Annotated in this window: 17 protein-coding genes and 1 pseudogene; 12 read left to right on the plus strand and 6 right to left on the minus strand. The window is 60.1% G+C overall.

The annotated features are described in order from the left end of the window. Positions 1–51: 51 nt before the first annotated feature. Positions 52–429: an NUDIX domain-containing protein gene (locus DM872_RS02270; RefSeq protein WP_179057915.1), complete on the plus strand. Its 378-nt coding sequence runs from the start codon at positions 52–54 to the stop codon at positions 427–429. 66 nt (positions 430–495) lie between these two features. On the opposite strand, the gene DM872_RS02275 is transcribed toward DM872_RS02270, so the two are convergent. After that, positions 496–1,368, minus strand: a complete 873-nt coding sequence (locus DM872_RS02275) for a DUF6685 family protein (RefSeq protein WP_179057916.1) — start codon at positions 1,366–1,368, stop codon at positions 496–498. A gap of 147 nt (positions 1,369–1,515) precedes the next feature. On the opposite strand from DM872_RS02275, the gene DM872_RS02280 reads away from it, so the two are divergent. Beyond that, the gene (locus tag DM872_RS02280) at positions 1,516–1,737 is read left to right on the plus strand and encodes a DUF2835 domain-containing protein (RefSeq protein WP_179057917.1); all 222 of its coding nucleotides are present in this window, start codon (positions 1,516–1,518) and stop codon (positions 1,735–1,737) included. 57 nt (positions 1,738–1,794) lie between these two features. Then, positions 1,795–2,820 carry a quinone-dependent dihydroorotate dehydrogenase gene (locus DM872_RS02285; RefSeq protein ID WP_179057918.1) on the plus strand — a complete coding sequence of 342 codons (1,026 nt, stop codon included), beginning with the start codon at positions 1,795–1,797 and terminating at the stop codon, positions 2,818–2,820. Positions 2,821–2,912: 92 nt separating this feature from the next. Here the strand turns inward: DM872_RS02285 and rmf are convergent, their stop codons facing one another. After that, entirely contained in the window at positions 2,913–3,128 is a 216-nt protein-coding gene (gene rmf / locus DM872_RS02290; RefSeq protein WP_120651711.1) for a ribosome modulation factor, read from the minus strand. Positions 3,129–3,563: 435 nt separating this feature from the next. Here rmf and rlmKL point away from each other — a divergent pair, with 435 nt between their 5' ends. Both rlmKL and DM872_RS02300 read left to right on the plus strand, forming a co-directional pair. Continuing rightward, positions 3,564–5,741, plus strand: a complete 2,178-nt coding sequence (gene rlmKL / locus DM872_RS02295) for a bifunctional 23S rRNA (guanine(2069)-N(7))-methyltransferase RlmK/23S rRNA (guanine(2445)-N(2))-methyltransferase RlmL (protein WP_179057919.1) — start codon at positions 3,564–3,566, stop codon at positions 5,739–5,741. Between the two features lie 259 nt (positions 5,742–6,000). Further along, positions 6,001–8,778 carry a sensor domain-containing diguanylate cyclase gene (locus DM872_RS02300; RefSeq protein WP_179057920.1) on the plus strand — a complete coding sequence of 926 codons (2,778 nt, stop codon included), beginning with the start codon at positions 6,001–6,003 and terminating at the stop codon, positions 8,776–8,778. Positions 8,779–8,815: 37 nt separating this feature from the next. Here the strand turns inward: DM872_RS02300 and dacB are convergent, their stop codons facing one another. Next, positions 8,816–10,273 carry a D-alanyl-D-alanine carboxypeptidase/D-alanyl-D-alanine endopeptidase gene (dacB, locus tag DM872_RS02305; RefSeq protein ID WP_179057921.1) on the minus strand — a complete coding sequence of 486 codons (1,458 nt, stop codon included), beginning with the start codon at positions 10,271–10,273 and terminating at the stop codon, positions 8,816–8,818. A 224-nt stretch (positions 10,274–10,497) separates the two neighbouring features. Here dacB and DM872_RS02310 point away from each other — a divergent pair. After that, a pseudogene (locus tag DM872_RS02310) lies at positions 10,498–10,560 on the plus strand (hypothetical protein); the annotation flags it as partial. Positions 10,561–10,957: 397 nt separating this feature from the next. Here DM872_RS02310 and DM872_RS02315 read toward each other — a convergent pair. Then, positions 10,958–11,302 carry a YggL family protein gene (locus tag DM872_RS02315; protein ID WP_179057922.1) on the minus strand — a complete coding sequence of 115 codons (345 nt, stop codon included), beginning with the start codon at positions 11,300–11,302 and terminating at the stop codon, positions 10,958–10,960. Between the two features lie 303 nt (positions 11,303–11,605). Here DM872_RS02315 and DM872_RS02320 point away from each other — a divergent pair, with 303 nt between their 5' ends. The 4 genes from DM872_RS02320 to DM872_RS02335 all read left to right on the plus strand — a co-directional run bounded on the left by DM872_RS02320 (position 11,606) and on the right by DM872_RS02335 (position 14,685). After that, positions 11,606–12,205 carry a DUF6088 family protein gene (locus DM872_RS02320; protein ID WP_179057923.1) on the plus strand — a complete coding sequence of 200 codons (600 nt, stop codon included), beginning with the start codon at positions 11,606–11,608 and terminating at the stop codon, positions 12,203–12,205. 840 nt (positions 12,206–13,045) lie between these two features. Beyond that, positions 13,046–13,252, plus strand: coding sequence for an antitoxin Xre/MbcA/ParS toxin-binding domain-containing protein (locus DM872_RS02325; protein ID WP_179057924.1), 207 nt, complete (start codon positions 13,046–13,048; stop codon positions 13,250–13,252). Between the two features lie 81 nt (positions 13,253–13,333). Then, complete coding sequence (locus tag DM872_RS02330; RefSeq protein ID WP_179057925.1) at positions 13,334–14,191, plus strand: inositol monophosphatase family protein; 858 nt, start codon at positions 13,334–13,336, stop codon at positions 14,189–14,191. A gap of 179 nt (positions 14,192–14,370) precedes the next feature. Continuing rightward, the gene (locus DM872_RS02335) at positions 14,371–14,685 is read left to right on the plus strand and encodes a hypothetical protein (protein WP_179057926.1); all 315 of its coding nucleotides are present in this window, start codon (positions 14,371–14,373) and stop codon (positions 14,683–14,685) included. A gap of 231 nt (positions 14,686–14,916) precedes the next feature. On the opposite strand, the gene DM872_RS02340 is transcribed toward DM872_RS02335, so the two are convergent. Together DM872_RS02340 and DM872_RS02345 are read right to left on the minus strand one after the other, a co-directional pair. After that, complete coding sequence (locus DM872_RS02340) at positions 14,917–15,273, minus strand: histone-like nucleoid-structuring protein, MvaT/MvaU family (protein WP_179057927.1); 357 nt, start codon at positions 15,271–15,273, stop codon at positions 14,917–14,919. A gap of 198 nt (positions 15,274–15,471) precedes the next feature. After that, positions 15,472–16,368 (minus strand): LysR family transcriptional regulator, encoded by an 897-nt coding sequence (locus tag DM872_RS02345; RefSeq protein ID WP_179057928.1) that lies wholly within the window; start codon positions 16,366–16,368, stop codon positions 15,472–15,474. Positions 16,369–17,040: 672 nt separating this feature from the next. Here DM872_RS02345 and DM872_RS02350 point away from each other — a divergent pair. Both DM872_RS02350 and DM872_RS02355 read left to right on the plus strand, forming a co-directional pair. Continuing rightward, positions 17,041–18,684 carry a DUF1302 domain-containing protein gene (locus DM872_RS02350; RefSeq protein ID WP_348530032.1) on the plus strand — a complete coding sequence of 548 codons (1,644 nt, stop codon included), beginning with the start codon at positions 17,041–17,043 and terminating at the stop codon, positions 18,682–18,684. Positions 18,685–18,692: 8 nt separating this feature from the next. Further along, positions 18,693–20,051, plus strand: a complete 1,359-nt coding sequence (locus DM872_RS02355; protein ID WP_179057929.1) for a DUF1329 domain-containing protein — start codon at positions 18,693–18,695, stop codon at positions 20,049–20,051. Positions 20,052–20,053 lie beyond the last annotated feature (2 nt).

Consider the following 20,053-nt stretch of genomic DNA (forward strand, 5'->3'; position numbering starts at 1 on the left):
TGAACTTTTCCTCTCTTGCCCTGGCCCTTAGGAAACAGAGGAGGAGAAATCATGATTGCACCCATAGAGCTGCATGCAACCGTCCTTTGCCACCAGGCCGACAGGATTCTGTTCGTGCGGAAGGAGGCACCGGAATGGTCCTTGCCCGGCGGCAAGATCGAAGTGAACGAGCTGCCGGTCGAGGCCGCGCGGCGCGAGCTGAGGGAGGAAACGACGTTGCCCTTCGAGAATGCCCAGTTCCTCGGGCGGCATGTGTTCGAGGCGGAAGACCACCACTTCTATCGGATGGCTGTGCCCGAATCCCTTGAGCCTCACCCCGACGGCGAGATCGTCGAATGCCGCTGGTTCACTCTGGACGAGCTGGGAAGCGTGTCGGTGAAACCGACCAACATGGCGCTGCTCCGGCTGCATGGCGAAAAGATCCAGTAAGGCCGGGACCTGAACGAGGGCGAACTGAGGGAAGAGTCGCTTTCGGTGGGGGAGTGTGTCCGGCCCTCAGGCCAGTGCCCGCAGGTACTTCACGACATCGGCCGCGCCAGCCAGCCGCAGGCCTTCGCCGAGGGCGGTGGCGTCGGCGTGCTTCTTGGGCAGCAGGATGAACTCCGGCGCACCCGCATGGCGGAGAATGGTCAGGCGGGAATAGGGAATGCCGCCATCCAGCAGCAGGCCCATGAAGGAGGGGTCGCTCCAGGCCTGCACGGGCATGGCGAGGACATGGTAGCGATCATCCAGCAGTTCGAGGCCGCCAGCGTCGATGCGGTAGTCGGTGATCTCGGCGGGGAGGGTGGCTTCCAGCTCTCGCAAGCGGGCGTACGCGATCGACGCGGCAAACGCTTCCGCATGCTGGTCGCCGTTCCAGAACACGCGTTTTCCGCACCAATTGGCCCGGAACAGGCTGATGGGCGAACCGGCGAGGAAGCGCGGCAACGGCAGGCTGATGGCCTTGATGAAGTCCTTGTAGCTGATGATCCGCACTTTGCGGCTGGGCAGGCCGGTCAGGTAGTCCTCGAAGCTGGCGATGGTCGCCGGCTCGTTTTCCTGGCCGCAGAAGCCATCGACATGGCGCAGGTCGAAGCTGGAGAGGTGCTGCTCACTGCGCTTGATCACGCCGACCAGCACTGCATGGGCTTCGGCCTTGTCATCCTGGACGGGGCCGGACAACGCGCTGCGCGGTAGCTCCACCAGACGGTGCAGGGGCGGCCCTGCCTGCCACCAGATGGTTTGCTGGGGACAGGGCAGTTGCTGGAATGGCAGATGCAGTTGACTGGCGCGCTCGAACACGCGGCGCGGAGCCTTGCCAAGGCCAAAACGCTGGGCGATTGCAGCCAGGCGGGCGCTCAATGGGGGGGGTGGCTGCATCTGACTCATGGCCTGAAAACTCCTCGGTCACGGCAGGCAGTGTGGCAGAGGCTTGCCGGCCGCGCGAACCGGGTGTCGGACAATTCCGCTTGGCGGGGAATCAGGACGAACGGACGGTGTGGCAGAATCCTGCTCTTCATTGTCGAGGACGCCTCCATGCCCAGCGTGATGCTGGATATTTCCCTGACTGCGGACGAATTCCGTGCAGTCTATCAAGGTCGGGCCAACCGTGTGCTGCTGCGCAGTCGCGATGGCCGGAAGGTCAGCCTGCCGGCCCATCATCTGCGCCCGCATCTGGGTCACACCGGGGTTTGCGGCACCTTCGAGCTGGAATTCTCGGCCGATGGCAAGCTCCTGAGCCTGCGTCGCCTCGCCTGAAGGGGGCAGCGCAGCTATAATCGCCGGCCCATATCGCCGATCGATGCCCGACCGACCATGTACAAACTGGCCCGCGAGCTGCTCTTTTCCCTGTCCCCGGAAACCTCCCACGAACTCTCCATCGACCTGATCGGAGCCGGTGGCCGTCTCGGCCTCAACCGTCTGCTGACCAAGGCACCGGCGAGCCTGCCGGTGAAGGTGATGGGGCTGGAGTTCCCCAACCCGGTAGGCCTCGCCGCTGGCCTGGACAAGAACGGTGACGCCATCGACGGCTTTGGCCAGCTCGGTTTCGGCTTCGTCGAGATCGGCACCGTGACGCCGCGTCCGCAGCCGGGCAATCCCAAGCCGCGCCTGTTCCGCCTGCCCCAGGCCGAAGCCATCATCAACCGCATGGGCTTCAACAACCTGGGCGTCGACCATCTGCTGGCACGGGTACGTGCCTCCCGCTATGACGGCGTTCTGGGCATCAACATCGGCAAGAATTTCGACACCCCTGTAGAGCGCGCGGTCGACGACTACCTGATCTGCCTGGACAAGGTCTACGACCACGCCAACTACGTGACGGTCAACGTCAGCTCGCCGAACACCCCCGGACTGCGGAGCCTGCAGTTCGGTGACTCGCTGAAGCAGTTGCTGGAGGCCCTGCGCACCCGCCAGGAGGCCCTGGCCGCCCAGTACGGCAAGCATGTGCCGCTGGCTATCAAGATCGCCCCGGACATGAGCGACGAGGAAACCGCGATGGTTGCCAAGGCGCTGCTGGAGTCCGGCATGGATGCGGTGATCGCCACCAACACCACTCTCGGTCGCGAAGGTGTCGAAGGGCTGCCCTACGGCGACGAGGCGGGTGGGCTGTCCGGCGCGCCGGTGCGCGACAAGAGCACCCAGACGGTGAAAGTGCTGGCGGGTGAACTGGGTGGTCGCCTGCCGATCATTGCTGTGGGTGGCATTACCGAAGGGCGTCACGCGGCGGAGAAGATCGCCGCCGGTGCGAGCCTGGTACAGATTTACTCGGGCTTCATCTACAAGGGACCGGCCCTGATTCGCGAGGCGGTGGATGCCATCGCCGGCCTGCCACGAAACTGAGCACAAATAAAAAGGGCTCCCGCTTGGGAGCCCCTGGGCTTGCGCCCGCCGCCCGGATGGGGCGTGCTTGGTGAAGTCGGTGTGATCCTGTGTCAGCCGACGGCGTGGAGTTCGTTCAGTCGATGAATGCCGGCAGCGCCGGTGAGGCCATCCCAGTTATCGCCACGGCCTTCGCGCCAACCATTGATCCAGGCTTGCCGTGTGGTGGGATGGGTGAAAGGACAAAGATCGCGGGATTTGCCGTTGATGCCGTGCTGATAGCCGCGCAAAAATGCTCGTTCCATCGGATCACGCTTAAGTCTTCTCATAGGGTGTAGCCCTCATTTGTTGACTGTTATGTCCATTGGTTCCAATGCGGAACCGCAGCAGAAAAATGTTCTGCCTTCGAAGACGCGTTGCCGGCGTGACGCGCCTTCATCCCACTGCCATTGCGGCGGCGGGTTAAGCTGAGTTCTAACCAATGCCCTCTGGCCTGTGAATGATCGTTTTGTCATAAGGACGTAACTTGTAGGTGGCAACCGCCATAAGCTGACGGAAACGTTTTTTGCCACTTTTCGGTCTAAGCCCCGTGGCTTCGGGGCTGGCCAGAGCAGTGATGTCGTAGTGCTATTTGGTTTGGCGCGCGAAACAAACGATTTTTCATTCCGACGAAGGGCCGTTCCGCGACCTTTGGTCACACATTTTCTTACCGCACAGATCAGGTTCTGTGCCGCTGATCGCCTGCAAGGGCCCTGGATTCCACAATGTCGGATCGCTACGAACTTTTCCTCACCTGCCCGAAGAGCCTGGAAGGCTTGCTTGTCGAAGAGGCTACTCAACTCGGCCTGCAGGAAGTACGCGAGCAGGTTGCTGCGGTGCGCGGCCAGGCTGACCTGGAAACTGCCTATCGCCTGTGCCTCTGGTCGCGTCTGGCCAACCGGGTGCTGTTGGTGCTCAAGCGCTTCCCGGTGCAGAACGCCGAAGACCTCTATCAGGGCGTACTGGCGGTGGACTGGCACGATCACCTGATGCCCAGCGGCAGCCTGGCGGTGGAATTCAGCGGCCACGGTTCGGGCATCGACAACACCCACTTCGGCGCGCTCAAGGTCAAGGACGCGGTGGTGGACAAGCTGCGTGGCGCCGATGGCGTACGCCCCTCCGTGGACAAGGTGAACCCGGACCTGCGCATCCACCTGCGCCTGGAGAAGGGCGAGGCCATCCTGTCGATCGACCTGGCCGGGCACAGCCTGCACCAGCGCGGCTATCGCCTGCAGCAGGGGGCCGCGCCGCTCAAGGAAAACCTGGCGGCAGCCATTCTGATTCGTTCCGGCTGGCCGCGGATTGCCGCTGAAGGCGGGGCCCTGGCCGACCCCATGTGCGGTGTCGGTACGTTCCTCGTTGAAGCCGCGATGATAGCGGCCGACATTGCCCCCAACCTCAAGCGTGAACGCTGGGGATTCTCCAACTGGCTGGGCCATGTCCCGGCGCTGTGGAAGAAGCTTCACGAAGAGGCTCGCGAACGCGCCGACGCCGGCCTGGCCAAACCGCCGCTGTGGATTCGCGGCTATGAGGCGGACCCGCGCCTGATCCAGCCCGGCCGCAACAACATCGAGCGCGCGGGCCTCGGCAACTGGGTGAAGATCTACCAGGGCGAGTTGGCCACCTTCGAGCCGCGCCCGGACCAGAACCAGAAGGGCCTGGTCGTCAGCAACCCGCCTTACGGCGAGCGCCTCGGCGACGAAGCCAGCCTGCTCTATCTCTACCAGAACCTCGGTGAACGCCTGCGTCAGGCCTGCCTGGGCTGGGAAGCGGCAGTGTTCACCGGTGCACCCGAGCTGGGCAAACGCATGGGTATCCGTAGCCACAAGCAATACGCTTTCTGGAACGGCGCCCTGGCGTGCAAGCTTCTGCTGCTCAAGGTGCTGCCGGAACAGTTCGTGACCGGCGAGCGTCGTTCAACCGGGGAGGGCGAACATAACGCCCCGCGCGCAGAGCCGGCGCGCCTCTCCGAAGGCGGCCAGATGTTCGCCAATCGCTTGCAGAAAAACGTCAAGCTACTGGGCAAGTGGGCGCGCAAGGAGGGCATCCAGTGTTATCGCCTGTATGACGCGGACATGCCTGAGTACGCCTTGGCGGTCGACCTCTATGGCGATTGGGTGCACGTGCAGGAGTATGCGCCGCCGCGTTCCATCGATCCGGAAAAGGCCCAGGCGCGCCTGCTCGATGCACTGGCGGCGATTCCCCAGGCGCTGGATATCGACCCGTCTCGCGTGGTGGTCAAGCGGCGTGAGCGCCAGAGCGGTACTCGCCAGTACGAGCGCCAGGGCAGCGAAGGGCGCTTCATGGAAGTGAGCGAAGGTGGCGTGAAGCTGCTGGTGAATCTCACCGACTACCTGGACACCGGCCTGTTCCTCGACCATCGCCCGATGCGCCTGCGCATCCAGCGCGAGGCCGCCGGCAAGCGCTTCCTCAATCTCTTCTGCTACACCGCCACGGCGAGCGTCCATGCAGCCAAGGGCGGCGCGCGCAGCACCACCAGCGTGGACCTGTCGAAAACCTACCTGGACTGGGCGCGGCGCAACCTGTCGTTGAACGGCTTCTCCGACAAGCACAAGTTGCAGCAGGGCGACGTGATGGCCTGGCTGGCAGAGGATCGCGGCGAGTACGACATGATCTTCATCGACCCGCCGACCTTCTCCAACTCCAAGCGCATGGAAGGGGTGTTCGACGTCCAACGTGACCATGTCCAGTTGCTGGACCTGGCCATGGCGCGCCTGGCGCCGGGCGGCGTGTTGTACTTCTCCAACAACTTCCGCAAGTTCCAACTGGATGAGGGCCTGGTGTCCCGTTATGCGGTCAGCGAGATCAGCGCCGAAACCCTGGACCCTGACTTCGCCCGAAATGCGAAGATCCACCGCGCCTGGCGCCTGACCACGCGCTGATTCAGGCTGGGCCGCCAGGCGGAGTACCGGACACGGACTTCCACCTTGAGCGGCCCTCGCCACCGCGTCGTTCCCGCCTGCAACGCCCCACCCAAATCCCCCCGCAAAGCCTCTCTCATTGTTTCCAGCCAGCTCCGGCCGTCCGGCGTTTACCGTGGACGGTCGGCTGCCTGCGTTCGCGCCTAGGCAAAGTGCCACTACCTAGCTATGTTCATCCTCACAGGGACGGTATTTCCACACCCAGATTCGAGAAGTAAGCATGCAGTCGCTTGCGACGGAAAAACTGAACCTGTCGGCTTTGCTGTCCGGCCGCCCCCTGGTGTGGCTGGTTTGCCTGTTGGCCATCTTCGGCGGTGCGGCGCTCACCCTCCTGCTCAGCAAGGCGGTGCGCAGCGCCGAAGAGGCGCAATTGCGTGAGCGCTTCAGTCTCGCCGCCACCGAACGCATCAGTCGCATCCAGGAGCGCCTGGACGGTCAGCTCAAGGAGCTGGATGCCGTCCAGCGATTCTTCGGCAATTCCCATGAAGTCACCCTCAGCGAATTCCAGGGTTTCGTCGGCCCACTGCTGGGCGACACGCTCGTGTACTCCTGGGTGCCGCGCGTGACGGGGAGCGAGCGCGAGCAATTCGAATCCCGGGGGCGCGAGGAAGGCATGGCCGGTTTTGCCATACGTGACCTGAAGGGGGACGGCCTGGTACCCAGCCCCCCACGCAATGAATACTTCCCCGTCTACTACAGCGTGACGTCGCGCATCGACCAGGTGCCGCTGGGGATGGACCTGAACTCCAGCCCCCAGCGGCGAGCCGCCATTGCCAAGGCGCGGAAGACTCACGGCGTGACCGTCACCGAGCGGGTAAGGGTGATGGGGGCCGTGGAGCGTGAAAGCAGCGGCGTGGTCATGCTGGCGCCCGTGTATGACGACAACCTGCCGAAGGATTCAGGGCTGCGCGGTTTCGTCGTGTCGGTGCTCAGCCTCAATCTGGAAATGGAAGCTGCCATCGCACCGGACAACCTGGCGAACCTGGCGATGCGGGTCAGTGACGTCAGCGAGGATGGCCATGAACAGCTGATCTACCAGAGCGCCGAGGTACCGGAGAGCGACCTGCGCCTTCGCCGCGTGGTGCCATTCGGCGACCGCCAGTATCTGTTGGAAGTGGTGCCGAGCGCGGCCTTCCTGGAGGGGCCGCCGCTGTCCACGGCCAAGCTGGTTGCAATCAGCGGCCTGGCTTTCACTTTTTTGCTGGCGGGCTACCTGCTGCTGATGGTCAACCAACGGCAAAACGCTCTGGCGCTGGTGGCACAGCGCACGATGGAGTTGCGCGAACGGGAGATCGAGCTGCAGTTGAGCGAAGAGCGCTGGAGCTTTGCCCTCGATGGTGCCGGGCACGGCGTCTGGGATTGGGAGCCGCAGAGTGGGCGAGTATTCCTCTCACGCGGCTGGAAGAGCATGCTCGGTTACACTGAGGAGGACGTGGGCGACAGCCTGGAGGCGCGAGCTCGCCTGATCCATCCCCAGGACCAGCCGCAGGCGCGCGCCGAACTGGAACGTCACTTGCGCGGCGCCAGCACGGTTTATCAGAGCCAGCATCGGATGCTGCACAAGGACGGTCGCTGGCTCTGGGTACTGGACCGCGGCAGGGTGGTCGATCGGGACGCCATGGGCATGCCCTTGCGCATGATCGGCACCCAGACCGACATCAGTTCCAGCAAGGCGGTGGAACTGCAGCTGGCCATGGCTCACGGGCAGTTGCGCAGCCTGCTGAATGCCGCGACCCAGGTCGCCATCATCAGTACCGACCTGCGTGGCGCCATCCTGCAGTTCAATGTCGGTGCCGAGCGCATGTTCGGCTACCGCGCGCTGGAAATGATCGGCCGCCACCCGGTGGCGCTGCACGTCGAGGGCGAAGTGGAAGCGCGCTGCCGCGAGTTGGGGCAACAACTTGGCAAGCTGATTCCCGACTATCAGGCCTACGTGGAAGAGGTGACTGCCGGCGATCGTTACGACGAGCGCGAATGGACATTCCGGCGCCGCGATGGCAGCCAGTTGACCTGCAGCCTGATACTCACCGGCGTGCGCGACGAACGCGATGTGCTGGTGGGCTATCTGGGCGTGGCAATCGACGTCACCGAACGCAAGCATGTGCAACAGGCGCTGGAGGCGCGCGACCGCCTGCTGGAGAAACTCAGCGCACGGGTGCCCGGTGTGCTCTATCAGTTCCGCATGGAGCCGGACGAGCAATTCAGCTTTCCCTACACCAGCGCGGGAATCCTCGAAGTCTTCGAAGTCGAATCGGAGAAGGTGCGTGACGATGCCACGTGGCTGCTGGAGCGCATCCATCCTGACGACGTCGAGCGGGTCCAGACCTCCATCCGGCGGTCTGCGGAAGCGCTGGCGCCCTGGCGCGAGGACTTCCGCGTGCTTTTGCCGCGCCAGGGTTTGCGCTGGCTGCGGGGGGAGTCGGTCCCGGAGCGTGGCGAGGATGGTGCGTTTCTCTGGCACGGTTACATCACCGATATCACCGGTCTCAAGCTGGTGGAGCAGGAGTTGCGCGCGCTCTCGGTCACCGATGCCCTGACCGGCGTCTACAACCGGCGCTACTTCCAGGAGCGGCTGGACCTGGAAATCGCCCGCGCCGAACGCCGCGAAGGACCGCTGGCGCTGGTGATGCTCGACGTCGACCACTTCAAGCAGATCAATGATTGCCATGGGCACGAGGCCGGTGACCGGGTACTCAAGACGCTGTGCCAGCGGGTAGGCGAGCGCCTGCGGCGCATTGACGTGCTCTGTCGGCTGGGTGGCGAGGAGTTCGTCGTGCTCTGCCCGGATACCAACGTCGACCAGGCATTCCAGGTGGCCCAGGCGCTGTGGCAAGCGCTGTCGCGTGAGCACGTGGCGGGAGTAGGGTCGGTAACGGCCAGCTTCGGCTGCGCCGGCTGGCGCGAAGGGGAGAGTGCGGATGACCTGCTACGGCGAGTCGATGCTGCGGTCTACGCGGCCAAGCAGGCGGGGCGTAATCGAATCCAGATAGCCGACTGACGCGATGGCCGCCCGCGCGGGGCGGCCATGCGGGGGTTCAGTTGGCGCCAGCGACGCTCTTCGGCTGGCGATAGAGGTCCACCAGTACCTGATCGAGGATCGCCGAGGCACCCCAGGGGCGCGAGTCATTGAGAATGGCCACCACTGCCCAGGTGTTGCCATTGCTGTCGCGGCTGAAACCGGCGATGGCGCGCACGGTGTTCAGCGTACCCGTCTTGATGTGGGCTTCACCTTCCAGGGCGGTGCGGCGCAGGCGCTTGCGCATGGTGCCGTCCATCGCCACCAGTGGCAGCGAAGAGATGAATTCGGCGGCGTAGGGGCTCTGCCAGGCGGCCTGGAGGATGGTGGCCATTTCACGGGCGCTGACCCGCTCCTGGCGCGACAGGCCTGAGCCGTTCTCCATCACCAGGTGCGGCGCGGTGATGCCTTTCTTCGCCAGCCAGTTGCGGATCACCCGCTGCGCGGCCTTGGCATCGTCGCCATCGGCGTCGGTGCGATAGCGCGCGCCGATGCTGAGGAACACCTGCTGGGCCATGGTGTTGTTGCTGTACTTGTTGATGTCGCGAATGACTTCAACGAGGTCCGGCGAGAAGGAGCGTGCCAGCAGCTTGGCATTCTTGGGTACGTCGCCTTGGCGGTCCTTGCCGTTGATGCTGCCGCCCAGTTCCTTCCAGAACGCGCGCACGGCGCCAGCGGCATAGCCCGGGTGGTCGAGCAGGGACATGTAGGTCTGGGCGCTGCAACCTTCCGGCAGCTTGCCGCTGGCGATCAATGTGGTGCCGTCGAACTGGGTCACCGGGTTGTAGCGCACGTCGGGCCAGGAGGGGCACTTGGTCGCCTTGGTTACCTGCAGCTTGTTCTCGATGCGGATATTCTCGAGCGGCGGCTCCATGGCCAGGTTGGCCTTGCCACTCTCGGCACGGGCGATCAGGCGTACTGCCTTGAGGTTCACCAGCAGCGAGTCAGGGCCGACCAGGAAGGGTTTGTTGTCGTCGCCGCCGTCATCGTTGAAGGAGGGCAGTTGCGGGTGGTTGAAGTAGCTGCGATCCAGCACCAGGTCGCCGGTGACCTGGCGCACGCCGTTGGCGCGCAGGTCGCGCATCATCAGCCAGAGCTTCTCCATGTTCAGCTTGGGATCGCCGCCACCCTTGAGATAGAGGTTGCCGTTGAGCACGCCGTCCTTCAGCGTTCCGTCGGTGAAGAATTCGGTCTTCCACTGATAGGTCGGACCGAGCAGCTCCAGGGCGGCATAGGTGGTGATCAGCTTCATGGTGGATGCCGGGTTCACCGACACATCGGCATTCACCAGCGTCTGCGCACCCGGGCCGGTGAGCGGCAGGGTCACCAGGGACAGCGAGTTGGCGGAGATCTTGTTGGCGCTCAGCGCCTTTTGCACCTTGGCAGGCAGGTTGGTGTTCACCTGTGCGGCTGAAGCGGGCAGGGCACAGGGCAGGATCAGGGCGGCAAAGGCAAGGGTACGAATGGATTTCAACATCAAAGATTGCCCTCCTGGCGAGGGCGGGTAACGAAAATGAATGACATGGTGACAGTTCCCATGAGGGTTCGGGAAATCGGCGCATTATGCCGTAAGCCTGTCCCGACTGGGCGAGTTCGCCGCTCATTTCGTCCGGCAGTGCAACCTGACGCGCGCTGCGGACGGGCAAGTTGCGACGGAAGCTGCTAGAGTGCCGCCCGTCATTTATGCCGAGGAACTGCCTTATGGCCACCAATCGCTCCCGCCGCCTGCGCAAGAAGCTTTGCGTCGATGAATTCCAGGTTTTGCTAATTAGCAAAAAATAATCAGGATTTTGTCAAAAACGTCTCACCCCTTCCGCCCAGAATCCCTGCTGCTCCCCTCGCAATTATCCGCCCGCCTTTCGCCGCTGACGCCCCCGGGGTATGTCACGGAAGTCCAGTCTCAGCCATTCCCTCGTGAACGCCTGACGCGCGCTTTTCAAACGCAAGGCAAACCCCACGTGTGGGTCGCCAGTCATTCTTTGATCGAGTCTGTCCCAGGCTTCATTTCAGCAGTTCGCTACTTACGTTCGCGGTCTCCTGTGGGCTGACGTGCGCCCCAAGGCAGACATATTGCGTAGCCGCTCACTGAGTAACACGAGGGGCTGATACAAACGAAAAGGCCACCCTTTCGGATGGCCTAATGCTCGCAGATGCTCTGGTTTCAAACAGCCGGATTAATCGGCTTCTCTGGGTACCAGGCGTCCTGCAATGGGCTGACCTCAATCTTGGTCAGTTCGCTACGGCCTTTCAGCCAGGCTTCAACAGCCGCGCGTTGCTCCTCACTCACCGAGCCACGCTTAGCCAGGCAGACCAAGCCGAACTCTTCGCCGCCTACGTAGTCCAGGCCGTTAGCGGCCATGGCATCGTCCAGGAAGGCGTTCAGGAAGGCATCGATGGCTTCATCCGAAAGGTCTTGCTTGAAATCCAGATTGAGCTCAAACCCCAATTCCTGAAACTCGTCAACACAGAGCTTCTTGCGCAGACGGCGGGAACGGTTAGTAGCCATGAAAAAATCCTCTAGGTAAATTTGGCGCGCAGTCTATCAGCTAAGGAGTTGGAATGCCTGGGAGATGCGTCTCGAGGGCCTGTCCTAGGATCAGTAGGCCGCAACATAACTGGCGAATTGACTCTGCGTGGGCTGGGTGTAGTGTGCGCTTGCAGGATCCCGGACTAACGTGCCCGATCGGACATAGCGCTTACCTGACCCCGACTCTGTTCACGAGGCCACGGCCCGTCTCAGGGTGGGTGCATTGTCCGTCGAGGCTAAAAGTCTCCTTGCCTGTCAAAAGCGTGACTCTTAGTGACTGTCATGTCCGTTGCGAAAGCCATCTCAGCGCGAATTAAGTTCATGCGGAAGGGTAAACCCTTTTCCCGCACGGTTTTCGCGCAGCTTGGCTCTCGCGCATCGGTTGACAAGGCACTCTCCAGGCTGGTGCAGTCAGGCCGGCTAGAACGCGTTGTTCGCGGCGTCTACATGCGTCCGAAGTTCAACCAGTACGTCGGCAAGAACGTCCGCCCCAGCCCAACTACCGTGATGCGCGTCATCGCGAAGTCGAACGGTGAAACGATCCAGATTCACGGTGCTGAGGCAGTCCGTAGGCTCGGTCTCAGCACCCAGATGCAGATGCTGCCGACGTTCTACACCAGTGGCTCGACTCGAGAACTCAAAATTGGCAATGCGGTCGTTCGCCTTCAGCATGTCTCCAGGGACCGCTTGCAGCATGCTGGAACGAACGTGGGACTGGCGCTTACCGCTCTCCACTATGTCGGGAAGGAGGGGCTGTCCACCCAGGTGGCTTCGACAGTCGTCAACGCGCTGAGCAGTGAAGAACTGTCGAAACTCCGAGCGTGCATTATGCCGGAATGGATGCGGATGGCATTAAGCCTTGCGACTCAGAAAGTCGAGTAGGTTTTTTCAGTCTCACAGCACTATGTCTGCTGGTGAGATGCGAAGTCGGGGGGCGTGGTCGCTAAGCCGCAGACAGGGGCTACTTGTCCGACCTGCGCCCGCTGCAGCCCGCTGCGCTAGGAGAAGTTCAAGGAGAGCCGGGTAGGGCAGCGACTTGCTAGCGGTCTAACTCAGTAGCCTGCAGAACCTGGCGGGCTTGGGTTTCCTCAGAACCGGGCTTCTCCGTAACCCCGAGATACTCATCATCGACCGCCCGTTGGAAAACGGAATGTTTTCTGCCGGCGAGTAGGGCCCGGATGCGAGGTCTTATCTCCGCAGAACTGGCGATTGGATCTAATGCGTTCTGGTTAATGTGCATTGACATTTGCCCTACTCGATCACCTGACGCCCACATGGAAACGTTTGTGTTCTGTGAAGGCCTATCTTGACTGGATCGCGGTTTCGGGATTGCGCCAAGGCCCGGAGTTTCGTGCGGTGGGCCGTTGGGGCAACCTGGCAGAGCACGGACTGCATCTCGTGCATCCTCCGTCGCGCGATGGTGCACAGTGGCTTGGAGGGAGAGCGCTTCAGCCGTCATTCATTGCGCCGTGGCTTTGCCACCTGAGCCAGTCGTAACCAGTGGAGCGCCAAGGCTCTGATGAGTTACGTCGGCTGGCGCTATGCCAAGGCTGCCTTGCGCTATGTTGAGTCGGAGAGGCCGCTTGGCGAGCTGCGCCGCTCGTAGTGACCGGACCTGGCCCCCATGCACGGCCTCACCAGCGCATCGGCATAGGAGGCAGGGAGCTTAGGCTTGGCTAACTGGGACCGGGCCTCTGCATGGCTCGGTGAGGAGCGTCTACCATGACTGAGATTTTTGCTGTGCGGTATGCCGAGACGCTGGTACGCGCCACGCAGATCTTCGGCAGTCGAGAGAAGGCTGAGCGCTGGATGGTGACGCCGGCGCAGGGGCTCGAGCGGCGTCGTCCGATCGACATGCTCGCGAGTGCAGAGGATCTGGAAGTGCTCGAGACTTTTCTCGGGCGCATCGAGTATGGGGTCTATCACTGACCCTATGTTTTAGGGCCGCCGTTAACGACCGGGCGTGACTGCCAGCCAGCCCCTTCGCTAACCGACTTCGAGGGTTTCGGCATGCGTGAACGATCTGTCCCGTTGTCACCGAGGGCATTAACTCGCCAGGACATCGATCGCGCTCTGCTTGATGCGGTGATTGCGCTGGTACGGGAGGCGGGGTGCCTGATCGCTGCTGAGCTGGTTCGACCCGGTGGTCCGAGAGGCGCTGGGGACAAGGCCGAAGTTGATGGCGAGGTCGAGGTCATGTTGCGCCAGGGACTGACGAAGCTGCTCCCCTGCGATTTTGTCGGTGAGGAAACCGGTGTGCAGCTGACGGGGCATCACTACTGCTGGGTTGTGGATCCCAATGATGGCACCCGCGACTTCCTGCAAGGGCATCTGGGCTCGGCGATTTCCGTAGGATTGCTGCGAGAGTGTGTACCGGTGCTGGGAGTCGTCTATGCGCCGATGACGGAACGCGGGGCGGACTGTATTGCTTGGGCTGAGGGGATGCCACACTTGCTCCGTAATGGCGCGTTGATCGTGCCGAATGTCGCGAAAGGCGGACTGGCGGAAGGTGCCCAAGTCTTCGTCAGCCTCACCGCGCGTGCCCGGCCCATCGAGAATGCCGAGCTGTGTGCGCCCGCCACCTACCATCCGATGCCAAGCATTGCCTATCGGCTTGCCCGGGTGGCGGTGGGGGATGGGATCGCTGCAGTCTCCTTGTACGCGGTGTCGCCCCACGATGTGGTGGCGGGTCACGCGTTGCTGCGGGCAGGTGGCGGTGGCCTCTGGAACGAACGGGGACAGGCCTTGGGTTACGCGACAGCGGCGACATTCAATCAGCCAGTTGGGTATTGCTTCGGCGGTGGGGAAATAGCCTGTCAGGAATTGGTGAGGCGCCCGTGGCAGGTTGTTCTCGCAAACAGAGCATAGGTGTGTGGCGAGCCTAGAAGAGGGCCGTCTCCCTAGACTATGTAAAAACCACTGCTGAGTTCTGCTGCGGGTGCGGAGCACCGTCAGGGGAGCACGTCATCCCACCGAGCAACGCTCCTGCAGGAGTATCGTGTGCCAGATAAACGAAAGCGTACATGTACCTTGGTAGGAGGTTCTCGATGAAGATCGCCGCTCTGGAACAGGCCGAATCGGTCAGTGATGTCCTGTGCGACGTTTGTGGCGATAGCACGCGTCTTGAAGGGGCTGGATTGCAATTTGGCACGCTTCGCGCCAGTTGGGGCTGTGGCTCGGCCCATGAAGGCGAACGCTATGAAGTCCATCTGTGCGAAACCTGTTTTTTTAGGACGCTTTCAGGTCTCAGACGTGACCGCATGGTGAACTTCATGTTCAGTGAGGAGGATCAAGACCTCAGCAATTTTGGGCGCGTTGCTCGTGATGATCTGTTCAATGGCGGCAGCAACTCGGCCAGCTGATCTCCCTGTTGGGACAGCATCCCAAGTCTAGCCGGCATTTCCCCTAGAATTGCTAGATCAACACCAGCGGGGGCGGCGTATGAAACGCTTTATCCAGGGAGAGCATCGATGCCAAAGCACTGGGCGTTTAGCTGGCCCGACTGCCTGAAAACTTGCTACGGCAGCAGCTTGCTCACGTCATCAGTGGCATTGGCTGAAGGCCGGACATTGCCGACCTTAAGCTGGGTGGTCTCACTGGACCCAAGATTTTACTGCTGCGGCACCATATTCGGCCTTCCAAGCGTTCAGCACTTTGTTGTTGCCGCCTTTCGTCTCGACGACTTCATTGGTGTGCGGATTCTTGTAAACCTTGACGGTGCGCTCGCGCCGCTGGCCTTTTTGAGCAAGCAGCGGAGTGCGCGTGCGACCTGGATCAAGGATATTCATTACGGCCTTTAGCCCAAGGCCATATTCATCCAGCAGCGCTTTGAGTTTGGATTCAAACTCAATTTCGCGCTTGAGCTCCGTATCGTTCCTCAGGCTGTCCAGCGCAGCGAGTTGTTCTGCCAGCTGTGCTTCCAGGCGTTTAAATTCAGCCAGTTTGCTCATTGCGTTCTCCTTAGCGTGATGCAATTACACACCGCAGTTGACCGATTGGTCTGTCCCGGTCTTAGTGAATGGACCATTAAGCTTTTCCTCTGCATAGCGTTCTTCTCCGCCCCCTCTCGCATTTTTGACGGCGAGGGCATCCGGCCTCGGTGCATACATCCTTCGAAGTTTCCGGTGCATACATCCTTCGAAGTTTTCTTAGGCCTGTTCTTTGCGAAACTCCCGAATGATTCGCAGGAATTCGCCAAGCGTCGGAGAGTCGTCTTCCTGCCGATAGATGCATCCCAGGTCGAACCGGGCATTTTCCGGCAGGCCACTCAGAGGTCTGTAGGTCAGACCTGGCAGTTTGAGCACCTCCGTAGACTCCGATACAAGACTCGCCCCTAGGCCTCGGGCAGCCAAGGCAACCGCGGTTATGGTGTCACCCACCTCCTGAGCAATCTGTGGTTCGAAGCCTGCTTGGTGGCAGAGGCTAAGTACCTTATCCAGGAAGCTGGGGCGACTTCCCGTGGGGAAGAGGATCAACGGATGCTCGGCGAGGCTCCGGAAAGGCACCGTGGTTTCTCGAGCCAGAGGGTGACCTTCATTGATTGCGAGCAGGAGTGATTCAGATGAGACGGTCTCGCAGGAAAGATCTGGCAATGGCGATAGCATCCGACTGAAGCCAATGCTGATCCGCTTCTGGCGCAATGCTTCGACCTGCTCATGCTTACTCATGCTGTGCAGTACCAGCTTGACGTCTGGGTTGCTTTCGCGAAAGCGCTCCAGCAGCCGTGGGATGGTATCCAGGATTCCCGAACCGAAAATGCCTATATCTAAACGACCGAGCTTGCCTTGACCGGCACGTTGAGTCCGTTCGGTCGCTTGCTCGACCAGCGCGCGAATGTTGCGTGCCTCTTCCAATAGGAGTTCCCCGGCAGGAGTCAATTCCATACCTCTAGGGGTGCGATTGAACAGCTGCACGCCGATTTCTGCTTCGAGTTGCTGGATCTGTCTGGTCAGCGGTGGCTGGGAAATGTGCAGTCGAGCTGCCGCACGGCCAATGTTCTGCTCCTCGGCCACGGCGATGAAGTAACGGAGATGTCGGAAATCCATGGGCGCTCCCGCTGATGATGGGCCTTTGCGCTATCTCGATACCTTTTAGGTAATGCTCGGCCGTTTTTATAGTATTGGACGGATTGGCATGCGGCCAATAGTTTTGAGTCAAAGGCTGCAGGAGGACGCTCTGGTAGCCGCTGGATCTACATAGTAAGCACATTGAACGAAGGACATTAGTCTGTGATCAGTGTTGCCAAGTGTCGATAGGATGAACCTGCACAGTATACGAAAGTGGTGTCTCAGTTAAGTTAATCGCTGTTTTTGAGTCGTAAATTTGTGAGGTGGGCTGGGATAGGTCCGTAGGTCTGTTGAAGTAGATCAACCTCCTCGTGAAATTTTCCCTAATTAATTTTTATTGGGATGCGGGTAGGTTGTCGTTCAAGAATATTTGGTCAGTTCTAGGTTTTTGTGCGGTCTCAGCGGTTCCGTCTTGCTAGTGCCAAATTTCTGTTTCTCCTAAGTTGTAATAAATGATTTGGTCAATCTGTTCTCGGATGCCTGGCGGGAGGGGATGACTTTATTCAAAAAAAGATGTTGGTGCTGATCTCTTTTGCCGGCGTGAAGAAGAGGGCGCTCTGGTTGAAGCTGAAAGTGTCGCAAAAAGCTGAGGTTATGGCCTGAAGGCCGCTCAGCTACCCATGATTCAAAATAAAAACAATGAGGGTTGAAATGAAGAGCAATAAAGCAGTTCGGCCATTCAAGGTCGCGGTTCTTGCTGCCGCAATTGGCGCAGTTTTTCCCGGATCGAGTGCTCTGGCAATGGAGATCGATACTGGGGATTCGGACTGGAAAGTGCGCTGGGACAATACGCTGAAGTACAGTGTTGCCTACCGCCTGCAGAGTCAGGATTCCGAACTGACTGAATCGCCAACCCTTGGCGGTCTTTACCCGGATGTCCAAAGCCAAGGTGATCGTAACTTTGACCGCGGCTTGGTCTCAAATCGTCTAGATGTGCTTTCCGAACTGGATATCAGTCATAACAACATTGGTGCTCGCGTTAGCGGTGCAGCCTGGTATGACGATATCTACAACAAGAACACTGACAGCGATACCCAACGTCATTTCCTTGATGACACCGAAGAGCTGCACGGTCGAGACGCCGAGTTGCTTGATGCTTTCGTGTACATGCGCTCTGCTGTTGGTGATGGGCAGGCCACGGTCCGTCTCGGTCAACACAGTCTCATCTATGGTGAGAGTTTGTTCTTCGGGGGCAATGGTATAGCCAACGCGCAAGGCCCAATCGACGTGGTCAAGCTTCTGAGCGTACCGGGCACCCAGTTCAAGGAAATTCTGCGACCGGTCAATCAAATCTCCGGCCAGTATCAGATCAATCCCCAGCTATCCATCGGCGCCTACTACCAGTTTGAGTGGGAGCGCTCGACGATTCCGGGTGCCGGGAGCTACCTGAGTTTCTTCGACCTCTTGGGTCATGGTGCAGGCACTGTTCAGTCGCTGACTGGGCCTACTCGGAATGGTGGCGATATACACGCTAAGGACTCGGGGCAGGGTGGATTCCAGATCCGGTTCAGTCCAGAAGGTTCGGACGTCGAGTACGGCTTCTATGCCGCCCAATATCACGACAAGACGCCGAGCAACATCTACGCCAATCTGGCTGCCGTTATCCCGACTCCGGTAGGTCCGGCCCCTTTCTTTGACTCCTATAACCAGGTCTTCGCTGAGAACATCAAGACTGCTGGGGTAAGCGCTTCTACCTCCGTGGGGTCGTTCAACTTCGCAGGTGAAGCTTCTATCCGCTGGGACGCGCCACTGGTTAGTGGGCTACAGGCAGTGACGCCGGGAGTGACTGCGGATAACGACGAGAATGGCCTGTTCGCACGCGGTAAAACTGCTCACATCAACCTCTCGACCATCTACTCGCTCGATCCGTCCTCTTTGTGGGACGGCGGCACCTTGCTTGCAGAGCTGGCTTGGAACCGCACTCTCAGCGTGACGGAGAACCGCGCGGCTCTTGATCCCAACAGTAGTCGGGACGCTACAGCGTTTCGCGTCCTCTTCGAGCCTGCTTACTTCCAGTTCTTTGATGGCCTGGATTTGAGCGTGCCGATGGGCCTGGGCATTGGTCTGGATGGCCAGTCCTCGGCTGTTAGCCAGGCCGGTTTCGGCACTCGCCACGGCGGGGACTGGAGCATCGGCCTGAAAGCCAACTACATGCAGTCCATTGAGTTCGGTGTGAACTACGTGAACTTCTTTGGCAAGAAAGATCCGCTATTCGATGAAAACGCTGTGTTCACCTACGGCCAGAGTTTGGCCGACCGTGACTTTATCTCTGCCTACGTGAAAAAGACCTTCTGAGGCCGATCATGAACAACAAGATCCTGAAGATTTCTCTCTTGGCCTGCGCGCTTTTCAGCGCACAGATGACCCAGGCGGCTATATCAGCGGATGAGGCTGGCAAACTGAAAACGACGCTGACTCCGCTTGGTGCGGAGCGTGCAGGCAATGCCGACAACAGCATCCCAGCATGGGATGGTGGTTACACAAAAGCTCCAGCCGACTACAAGCAAGGCGACAAACGCACGGACCCCTTTGCCTCCGAAAAACCGGTGCTGAGCATCACGGCCGCGAATGCGGACCAGTATGCGGATCAACTGGCCGAGGGCACCAAAGTCATGCTGAAGAAATATCCAGACTACCGTCTGGATATCTATCCGAGCCATCGCACCGTTGCGGCCCCGCAATGGGTGTATGACAACACCTTCAGCAACGCAACCCGTGCTCAAGTTGATGAGAAGACCGAGAACGTAACTGGCGCTTTCGGTGGTATTCCTTTCCCCATTCCGAAGAACGGTGCCGAGGTCATGTGGAACCACCGACTGTCTTGGAATGGTGGTGACTCATTCAATAGCTACATCAGCAGTTGGCTTATGACAGCCGGTGGCAAGAAGGTATTGGCCACCACTACTCCTTATTATTTCCAATATCCCTACTATTTCCAGGAAAGCAGTCTGGAAAAGTTCGATGGAAACTATTATCAGGGCAAGATCATTACTGAGCGGCCGTCCTCGAAGAACGGCGAAGGTTTGATGATCTTCTACAACACCAATCAAGACGCACGTGCCAGTTGGCAGTATCTGGTCGGTCAGCGTCGCGTGCGCCGACTGCCTAACGTGGCCTACGATACGCCAAACTTCGTAGTGTCTGGCGTCAGCTTCTTCGACGAAGCGTTCATGATGTTCGGCCCGTCCAATAAACATGACCTGAAGATCGTCGGCAAGAAAGAGATGTTCGTGCCCTATAACTCTAATAAGTCTCAGTTGGTTTCGAGTGACGAGTTGATGAGCCCGAACTTCCTCAATCCTGATCATGTGCGTTGGGAGAAACACCGCATGTGGGTGGTTGAGGCGACGCTTAAAGCTGGCCAGCGCCACGTGGTTCCACGTCGCACTTACTACATTGATGAGGACTCCTGGCAAATCATCCTGGTCGACGGTTATGACGCGCAGGGTAAACTCATCCGCCAGCAATGGTCTCTTCCTTACTTGGCTCCGGATCTCCCCGCATTGACCACTCAGTTTGCGTGGGGGCTCTACAACATCGAAACCGGCGCCTACGTTTATGGCATGTCGTCCAACGACTCCAAGTTCCATTACAAACGCACGGATCGACTCCCGCCATCCGCTTTCACTCCGGATGCAATGGCCAGCGAAAGCTCTCGTTGATT

It is taken from the genome of Pseudomonas taiwanensis (assembly GCF_013393345.1).
In the GTDB taxonomy this organism is placed as follows: domain Bacteria; phylum Pseudomonadota; class Gammaproteobacteria; order Pseudomonadales; family Pseudomonadaceae; genus Metapseudomonas; species Metapseudomonas resinovorans_C.